This is a genomic window from bacterium (genome assembly GCA_030247525.1).
GTDB lineage: Bacteria > Electryoneota > JAOADG01 > JAOADG01 > JAOADG01 > JAOTSC01.
Window position 1 is genome coordinate 1 of record JAOTSC010000127.1, and the last position, 9,868, is coordinate 9,868.

Consider the following 9,868-nt stretch of genomic DNA (forward strand, 5'->3'; position numbering starts at 1 on the left):
GAGTAGTACAGATTGTTCTCATCGTCAAGTTGAATATAGCCAACATAGTAATTCTCACCGGATTTTGTTAGACAAGAAAAACTTTGCTCGCGGTCAGACGAATCGATAACAACGCCTGCTGGATTCAACATTGGCTGCCCACTGGCACTGACATGTTGAACCTGGACTTGGTTGTAGAAGTAAGGTGAAGTTGTATCAACTGCGGTGTAACAAAACAAGGCACCGCTATTGCCATCGGGTACGCCAGACAGATTATCGATGTTGTACAAAGGAGGCGAAATCTGGGTACCGAAGTTTCCCCACATTCGCTCGCCATTGCGGGAGATTTTTTGACTTCGAAGTGTTCTAACCTCTAACGCAGTTTGAGTATAGATGACAATTGCGTCTTGATCAGGAGTGGTAACTAATAGAGGTGAACTGAGTTGCTGTCCACCCTGTTGGCTGACATAATTGTTTGTATCCAGCGTAACAGGATTTCCATCGTGTGCACAACCAATCGGCGCCCCAGTTACTGCGTTGTTGATCGAGTAATAGACCCGACTTCCGAATGGCTGCCATCGACCATCGACCCAAGTCGTAAAGAAACGGTCGGTCTCGTTAGAAAGCACCGAAATGTTCATGCAATTATAGCTAATATCGGGGATTGTCAGTATACCATTCGCGGGAAAGTTCTCGATTGGCTGTCCCGTTCCACTCCAAAGCGTTCGATAGATTGGCTCCGAACCGTTGCGGGAGTCTTGCCATAAAAAGAGGAATCGATCGTTACCCGCGAATTTTGGAATCACCTGGTACTGTCCTCCGGTTGCATTCGCGACGGGTCTTCCGTTGACATCCCATAGTGGTTGTCCGCTCGCGTCGATTCGTTGGGCAAAAATATCTTGCATCGGAGAGAAATCTTCTCGTTCATCTTCCCAGGCGATAATTACTCCCCGATTGCCATCCGACGAGATTTGAGATTCGCGTTGCTGATGGAGTTCCACACAAACAGCCGTACCGTTTACTCCCCAAAGTTTTTGTAAAGTGGTTGTTCCGGTAACTTTATTGCAATAAATATCATCATTTGAATTAGCTATTGGATCGTTCCGAAAATCTTCCCATGCGACAATGCAAGTATCAACTCCAGCAGATATGATTTTAGGTCGGATTTGGTCGCCGACGATATTCGTTAGGGGAACACCGGTTGCTCCTGGGTTCCAACGGGGAGTACCGCTTGAATCGATTCGCTGCATATACAGTTCATGATCTTGCTCACCGGGCGTAAAGTTCCTCCACACCAGAAATGCGCCATTCCGCCCATCGGGACAAATCTCGATATGTGATTGTTCGCCAACAGCATCGATCAGTATCTGTCCAGTGGAATCGAATTGAAGTGTGCCATTCGAGCGCAGTCGTTGTAGAAACAAATTAGGATCACCGGAACTCCGGCTATCAACCCAAGTGACCCAAACACCGCCACGTCCATCAGTGCAAATAGAGTAATAGCCGTTGTACGGTTGACTTGCCGCCGCAACGGCAATTGGTGTACCGTTTGCCCGAAAACCGGGAGCAGTTTGTCCATTACCGAGAATTCGGGTTCCCCATAGATCAGTACTAAAGCCTCGCCGATTATCCTCCCAAACCAAAATCGCTCCATCGCCGCCGTCGGAGATCATCCTGAGATTCATGCGATAATCATTTGCCTCTGCGATAAGCAAACCTTCGGTAGTGTCACCGATTGTTGGCCAAAGTGTATTCCCGTTTGCTAATATCTTCTGGGCATAGATCGATCGCAAAACACCATCGCGATAGTCAACCCAAGCGACAATGCAACCGTCCGATAACGCTTGTACCGTAGGATAATCCTGATGATTGGTATGATCGTTTATCGTGCGGATCCAGAGCAGATTTCCGCTGGAATCGACGGCTGCTCCCCGGATGCGCCAGTCGAATTCGCCACGTTCCGACCATGCGAAATATGTATTGCGATTTCCACTCGGAGAAACCGAGACTGCGTGTTTTTGGTCGTTGTACTCCCAACCCCAATTAATACTACTCCCCCCGCGAATCGTGAGTCCGAGCGAATCGCCGGGATATCGGAGTTGGTTTTGTTGGTATTGTCCGAACGAAACACTCGTGAGGATGGAAAACAGGATAAGGGCAGAAAGCTTGCGAAGCATGCAGTTCATGATTGCCTCCCGGTTGCAGAAATTGAGAATTATCAGACAAGTTGCTGCTACGACATCTCAAACAGAAGTGGAGACGAAAAATTCGGTTACTATAATAAGCATAAGGTATTTTGTAAAAACAAGTAGTTTGCTGCGAATTTGAATTTTCTTTAAGAAAAATGCGAATCGTCCGTCAATCGGTTGACTCCCTCGTGGTCTTGCGATAGCTTTCACCTCTTGTATAGTTAGAAATTCAATTTTACCAGTGTCGAGGCGCTTCATGTTGATTCTGTTTTACCTTGCGTTAGCATTGGCGGCATTTGCTCTTGCGATTCGCTTCTATGCCCGATTCATCGCGAAATCGCTCGGAGAGGATGGCAGGAACCCCACCCCGGCGGTGCGGATCAATGATGGGCGCGATTATGTCCCCACGAAACGGTATGTCGTGTTTGCCCACCATTTCTCGGCAATCGCCGGCGCTGGCCCCATTCTTGGTCCCACCCTTGCGCTCCTATACGGTTTTGTTCCGGCATGGATATGGATTGTAGTTGGCGGAATTATGATTGGCGCAGTCCACGATTTTACTACGCTCTTCATAAGTATCCGCGAAGGCGGAAAATCGATGGCGGAAGTTGCCCGCAAAGCGTTGGGAAAAGCGGGTTTTAATCTATTCATCACGCTTACGATTGTTATGATCGTGTTAGTGACTTCCGCTTTTCTCTCAGCAACGGCAATCTCACTTACCTCGAAATGGCCTATCGATAAATTAGGCGGAACCGAGGCAACTTCGATCCTGCATACCGAAATCGTGAAAGTACCTATTGCGCCTGTCGATAAGGATGCCGCGAGTGTCGAAGGACACGAGGTTGGTACCACTGCAACTCCGGCAGCTCAATACAAAGAAGTTACCGTCGGTAAAATCGGCGGTATCGCATCGACTTCGGTCATCATTATTACGCTAATGGCACCATTGTTAGGTTGGCTCATCTTCAAACGCCGGATCAATACAATTCTCGCTTATCTCTTGGCGGCAGCTGTTTGCATCGGATCGGTCGTCATTGGAGTAGCGATTCCGGTGACCTTTTCCCCGGAAGTCTGGATGATTATCATGTCGTTCTATGTACTCTTTGCGGCGGGTGTACCGGTATGGGTGATCCTGCAACCGCGTGATTTTATAAACGTGCAAATCCTGTATGGCGGCATACTATTAATGGTAGTATCGGTCGTCATGATTGGATTTTCTGGGATTGAAATCCAAGCGCCAAGTTGGAATCTTGCCGAAGGAACCAAAAACCTTGGGTTCCTCTGGCCGATGATGTTTATAACCATTGCCTGCGGCGCAATATCCGGATTTCATTCGATGGTCGCTGGTGGTACGACCGCGAAGCAATTGACCAACGAATGCGATGCGCGAAAAGTCGGTTTTAATGCGATGCTATTGGAATCCGCATTAGCAATCTGCGTACTGATTGCGGTTGCCGCCGCGATTAATTTTGGCGATTACAAATCAATCGTCTGGCCAACCGACCCGGGAGCGAAATCAAATCCGATTCTCGGTTTTTCGTTGGCGGCGGGCACCTTGTTTCATAAAGCGTTAGGAATTCCAATTGCTCTGGGAACTGTCTTTGGAATTCTTTTAGTCGAAGGATTCGTTATCACCACCCTCGATGCGGCAGTGCGCTTGAATCGGTATTTATTTGAAGAATTATGGCAGATATTATTTGTACAAGTACCAGCAATCATGAAACATTATTGGTTTAATTCCGGGTTATCGGTAATTCTCATGTGGGTGTTTGCCTATTCCAATGCATTTAGTACCCTATGGCCTATTTTCGGAACAGCAAATCAATTATTAGCGGCGCTCGTGTTACTGACGGTATCGGCATGGCTGCGTGCCAGGTCGAAAAAATACTTCTATACGCTCATACCCGCGCTTTTTATGATGGGAACCACCTTTGCATCGCTGGTTATTCTTCTTAATAAATACATCGCCAAGCAGAATTGGACTCTTATCGTTGCCGATGTTGTCATGATGTTACTTTCGATTGGAGTGGTCATTTTGGTGGTAAAGACGTTTGCTACTCCGAAACCAAGTCATCCCCTCCCATTAGAAGGAGCTGAGACTGGATCGGCATTTCCATCGGTAGGAAAAGCGTGTTAAGTAATTCCGAAAAGCATGTGGTTATAATCTTTCGTATTTTAGGAAAACGGTTGAACTCTCGGTTCGTAGAGGCTATGTTGCAGAAAACAGGGTGGTGACCATGAAGATGCGCAATTTTGTCTGGATCGTCGTTTTGGCAGTTGCGGCAGTCGCACTTGCCAGTGAAGGATTGCAGAGCCAAAGCGATGGGGAATGTACCCTTGCGCTCGTTCGTGCCGACCGCACTGCCGATGGTCGTATGCTCATCTGGAAGAACCGCGATGTCTCGAATCGCAACCAAGTTGCCCGCATTTTGGATGGTCCTAACTACCGGTTTGTCGGCATCGGTTACGGCAATACTCCCAATGAAGTTTGGGGCGGCGTTAATACCGTTGGATTTGCTGTAGCAAACTCGAATGCGTGGAATCTACAGCCTCTGGTTGATCCTGCCGACGATGGAACCATTCAAACCCGTGCCCTTGGCACTTGCTATAACCTCGCCCAATTTCGTGTCATTTTAGATGAGACCGATACCTTAAACGGCGGTCGTACCAATCCTTCCTGTTTCTTAGCATTCGATTCCACCGGAGCGATGTCGGTATTTGAAGCGGATCGCAACGCTTGGTGGGAGTATCCCCTCACGGCACAAGACCCCAACGGTTACTTAGTACGGGCGAACTATGCTTATGGCGCCGACACTTTGAATAATCCGTTGGGCTTCTATCGTAACGACCGCGCCCGCCGATTCTACGCGCGCGCGCTTGCGGCAGCGCCAATCGGACTCGATTCGGTGTTCCGGATTATGCGCGATATCGCGCCTGATGGTTGGTCGTCTGATGTGTTTCCGATCCCCCTCGATGGGTATATCGGTTCGCACGTCTATGCTTATTCATCGATGTACGGTTCGATCTGCCGCCGCAACACTGCTTCCGGGATGGTTATCCAAGGTGGTAAACGAACGGCGCAAGGGTGGTCGATGCCGGTCGTTTGGTTCTTTCTGGGAAATCCGGTTACTACCGTCGCTGTACCGGTTTGGCCGCACCAGACAACCCTGTCTGCCCGATTGACGGGAACTTCCTCTCCGATTTGCAGCGAAGCGAATGCGATGTATGACGCCATCGACGGCACCAGCCAAAGTATCGATACCCGATTTTTGGTTAATAATACCGGCGGCTGGATGCCGGAAATGTATGCGACCGAAGCGGAGATTCGCGCACAAGTTGCACCGCTTTTGGCGGGCGTCCCCACCGCACAACAATGCAACACCATTAGCGCGAGTATTGCCAATATGGTGTACAATACGATTTACGACTATCGCGCCCCCCGCACACCTGCCAATATCGGCGTGAGTTTGACTTCCGGTACACCGACCCTTACCTGGACGGCTGTGACCCGCGATTACCGCAACCGGACGTTGCCGACCGGTACTGTTGTCCGCTATCAAATCGAGTTTGCCAATCCAAGTTTAGCGAATCGCTCGGTTCGATTTAGTCCATTAGCGGTCGTACAATCCACCAGTTACCCAATTCCATCTTTTACGAACAATTATGTTTACCGGGTAAAAGCGATTTCGCATTACATGGATTGAAAAGAGTTCATTCCTATACAGTAAAAGTAACTGAAATAGGAGGCGAGCCGGGTCGTGTAAATCTTGGGGAAGTAGTATTGCGAAGATGAATCTTCATAGAGTACTAGTTATACCAGTATCCCTGTTTGTTGTGTTAAGTTGCACGCCACGAAGTAAGTGTGAAATTTTACTTGTTCCAGAACAGTACAATACTCTTACTTCGGCTGTACAAAACGCGACAAATGGGGATACTGTTTCTTTGGCGATAGGATTCTACTCTGACACACTAAGACCTACTCAATCCATCACAATCAAATCTCGCTTCGATGACTTCAACGATACGAATTACATCCATAACACTGTGTTTAATCATTCGTTTGAAACAGTGCTTATTCAATCTAATCGATGTGATGTATCGATCTTTGGAATGAGTATTGTAACACAAGGTGTACCGCACCCAAATAGGAAGATTATCGTTGGTGACTCCATGGTATTTCTGCTTTCAGACTGCAGGATTGAAGGAGCCTTTGCAACAACTGGATATTACATTCTTCTTTCAGGAAATTCGAGGCTACTGATTTCACGTTGTGTGTTTAGAGGCACTGTCGATTTTTCATCAACGCTAGTAAGAACACAACAAATTCAAGAGGTTCAAATTACCAATAGTACTTTTGTTGAGTATCCCCGAATTTCAGGCTCGTGGACAATGCAGTTAGATGCCGATTCAGTTAAATTAAGCAACTGTTATGCTAAACTACCCGGACGATTTGCAGCGATTACTGGAAGGCGTTGGTTTCAAATAGAAGACTCAGATTTTAATCAGCTTTGTGACAATGCCTTTTGGATGTTTGCCGGCACTGAGCGGGCAAGTGTAGTAAAAAACTGTCGCTTCGATTCATTAGTATCAAATACTTCAGGAAGTGGTTATCTGTTCAGCGTAAATAGTGCTCTAGATATGCAAGGAGTGGTGTTTGATCGTTGCTCCTTTTCAAATTGTCAAACACAGATTGTTGGTGAAACACGTGGTTTGATTGAAGGAGTGGCTCATCGATATACTGTTTTTAAAAATTGCATTTTCCAAAATAATATTATGGCTGGCAGTCCTTGGCTATTACTTCGGTCGCGCGGACAAATCGACTCTTGCCAATTCATAAACAATCAGATCAATGGATCATTTATCGGTTGGGTTGCACCAGACACAATGCGTCTCCAAAGTTGCGATTTCATTGGAAACCATTTTTCTTCGTTCCTTCAAGGGAATGTGATTGTGATGGACGCTCCTAATTGTTTTTGGGGAGATACAAGCGGACCACAGTGGCGTGGTAACCTCAATGGATTAGGTTTAGTATTAAATGATAATGTAAACCCAATCCCGTGGCACACGACACCAGTTTTTCCCGTAAACAGTATGTTTCCTCAAGAAGAGATTGATCGCACTCATTCAAAACAAATAAATGATGTTCAGTGTTATCCCAACCCTGCAAACGGAGCTTTCACAATCCGCTACTCAATTCCCCCTAACGTTAGTGGTTGTTCGATTCGGATGTATGATAATCTCGGAAGAATCGTTTTATCGAAACAGATTCCTTCCAACCTGACAGGTACTCAACAAATTCAATTCCAAAATCCGAAGTTAGCGTCAGGAGTATATTACATTTCATTTCAATCATCCTTTACGAGAGCAACATCTACAAAATTCGTTTTGTTACGCTAATCCTTCTCTCTCAGAGTTTAATACTGTTTCCAACACTCTTATTTCCTGCTCGTACCTCATCGTAGATACACACTTGCCGAAACGGATCGGAGCAAAACTTTTATCGTAAGGAGAATACGAATGGCGTACGAATTACCACCGCTTCCCTATGCCTACAATGCATTAGAGCCGCACATGGATGAAGCGACTGTGAAATTGCACCACGATATGCACCATAAAGGGTATGTCGACGGTTTGAATAAAGCGGAAGAGATGTTGGCGAAAGCCCGGGAAACCGGCGATTTTGCGATGGTGAAGCATTGGTCGCGTGAAATGGCGTTTCATGGGTCGGGACACTTCATGCATACGATGTATTGGGAAAATATGGCGCCCAATGCTGGCGGTCCGGCTACTGGAAAGATTGCCGCCCAGATTGAGAAGGATTTCGGCAGCTACGATTCGTTCAAGAAGCAGTATTCTGCCGCCGCCGTTGCCGTTGAGGGGAGTGGTTGGGCAGTTTTGTGCCGGGAACCGCGGGCGAAGCGATTGGAAATCCTTCAATCGGAAAAACATCAAGACTTGACGTTGTGGGGCGTTACCCCATTGTTAGTGGTTGATGTTTGGGAACACGCTTATTACCTGAAGTTCCAGAATAAGCGCGCCGCCTTTGTGGAAACGTGGTGGAACCTTGTCAATTGGAACGATGTGAATGCCCGTTTTGCGACTTGTGCGTAAGTTTTGGGATTGAATTGAGCAAGAAAAGAGCGTGGGAAACCACGCTCTTTTTATATTAAGAACTGACGATTTGTTAGGGAACCAATACCCGCCATATCCTGACTACGCCGTCTGACCCGCCGGTAAGAAACATCCGTCCGTCACGACTAAAGGAAATCGAGTTGATAGACATATTATTCGTCGGAATCGATGTATAGAAACGGTAGTGATTTGCATTCCAAAAAGTTATAACTCCTTGGTCACCTGTTGCGGCAATGAGCGGTGAAGTCGGAGCGAATTCTAAAGTATTATAATTATTATATAATGGTGGTTGATAGAGACCATTTGCCCGATAATGAGTTGAATAGGCAGAAAACAGTACTAGGCCGTAATAGTATCCGGCTGCCAAATACATTCCGGTTGAACTATAACACACTTCGCCCGATACACCCCAACTGTGATCTTGAAAAAATACAGTACCGTCGCTCATGCGATGCACTGTTAGATATTGCTCAGAGATTGCGGCAACATACAATCCGTTCGGACTAAAGGAAAACGAAGTTGGTTGGTTGATAGCGAAAGTACGATTCAGCGACCAATCGCTAACCCGATGAAGAAGAAGACCACTGGATTGCGAGCAACTACCTAAATACAAACCGTCTGGGGTGAATTCTACTTTTTCGATTTTTGCGTTATGAGTTGTAAGCGCTTGATGGAGTGTTCCTTCCGGAACCCGCCAAATCATAATTACCCCATCCCAGGTTCCCGCCGCCAAGAATCTCCCGTCGGGGCTAAAAGCTATACAAGTAACTTCATGGTGTTGACTAGGCAGCTCATGTAATAGTGTTCCGTCCGTCGCCGACCAAATCCTAACATTTGCTTCACTTCCCCCGCTGGCAATCAGCGAACCATTGGGACTGAACTTTACGGAGGATATCATTCCCGGTTGCGAATCCAGAGAATCTACGAGTTCGATTGGATTGCGCTCGAGGTACCAGCTATAACTACTGTAACTATTGGAAGAATTTACTGTAACAACAATCGAATCGGGTAAGTAAGGTGGATGATCCACCCGCAGTGTATACTGCCCGAATTGCAGGTGTTGGAAACTGACGATTCCCTGTGAGTTTGAAGTTACAGTTTGAGATAATCCATCGCATGTAACGACAGCGCCTGCGATGGGAGCATTTGTAAGATTTTCTCGTAATACGGCCTCGACTCTGCCAAAATTGCTCCCCATGGTAACTGAAAGTAACGTTGTATCGCCGGCGGTAATGGCAAATTCGACGGTATCCTGGGGATAGTAGTTGTTAAATTCAGCGTAAGCCAAGTAGTGTCCAACCGGAAGCAAATCAAGTGAGAAATACCCGGAATCATTGGAAATACAATATCCTTGGGCAGGTGAGAGTAATCTAAATCGAAAATTGCTATAGGGTAGATTGGTCATTGGATTGAATGCACGACCAAGTAAGCTTCCAGTAGGCAATGGCTGCAATGAAAAATCAAGCGTATCTGTTTCGGCATTGTTTATCACAATTTGTTGGCTTGTCGTTTCGTAACCGAATAGCGACACCGAAACCGTATAAGTGGCAGGTTGCAATCCATAAAAT

General features: G+C 46.7%; 6 protein-coding genes. 4 read left to right on the top strand and 2 right to left on the bottom strand.

What is annotated here, in order from left to right; all coding sequences use genetic code 11:
- A partial coding sequence (locus tag OEM52_11190) for a hypothetical protein (protein MDK9700698.1) occupies positions 1-2,165 on the bottom strand: 2,165 nt, incomplete at its 3' end.
- Between the two features lie 259 nt (positions 2,166-2,424).
- Here OEM52_11190 and OEM52_11195 point away from each other — a divergent pair.
- The 4 genes from OEM52_11195 to OEM52_11210 all read left to right on the top strand — a co-directional run bounded on the left by OEM52_11195 (position 2,425) and on the right by OEM52_11210 (position 8,279).
- On the top strand, positions 2,425-4,305 hold the full coding sequence (locus tag OEM52_11195) for a carbon starvation protein A (protein ID MDK9700699.1): 1,881 nt from the start codon (positions 2,425-2,427) through the stop codon (positions 4,303-4,305).
- A gap of 100 nt (positions 4,306-4,405) precedes the next feature.
- On the top strand, positions 4,406-5,872 hold the full coding sequence (locus OEM52_11200; GenBank protein MDK9700700.1) for a hypothetical protein: 1,467 nt from the start codon (positions 4,406-4,408) through the stop codon (positions 5,870-5,872).
- 406 nt (positions 5,873-6,278) lie between these two features.
- Positions 6,279-7,565 (top strand): T9SS type A sorting domain-containing protein, encoded by a 1,287-nt coding sequence (locus OEM52_11205; protein ID MDK9700701.1) that lies wholly within the window; start codon positions 6,279-6,281, stop codon positions 7,563-7,565.
- 120 nt (positions 7,566-7,685) lie between these two features.
- Positions 7,686-8,279: a superoxide dismutase gene (locus tag OEM52_11210; GenBank protein ID MDK9700702.1), complete on the top strand. Its 594-nt coding sequence runs from the start codon at positions 7,686-7,688 to the stop codon at positions 8,277-8,279.
- Positions 8,280-8,352: 73 nt separating this feature from the next.
- Here OEM52_11210 and OEM52_11215 read toward each other — a convergent pair.
- Positions 8,353-9,868, bottom strand: a 1,516-nt coding sequence (locus OEM52_11215) for a hypothetical protein (protein ID MDK9700703.1), incomplete at its 5' end; no start/stop codon positions are given.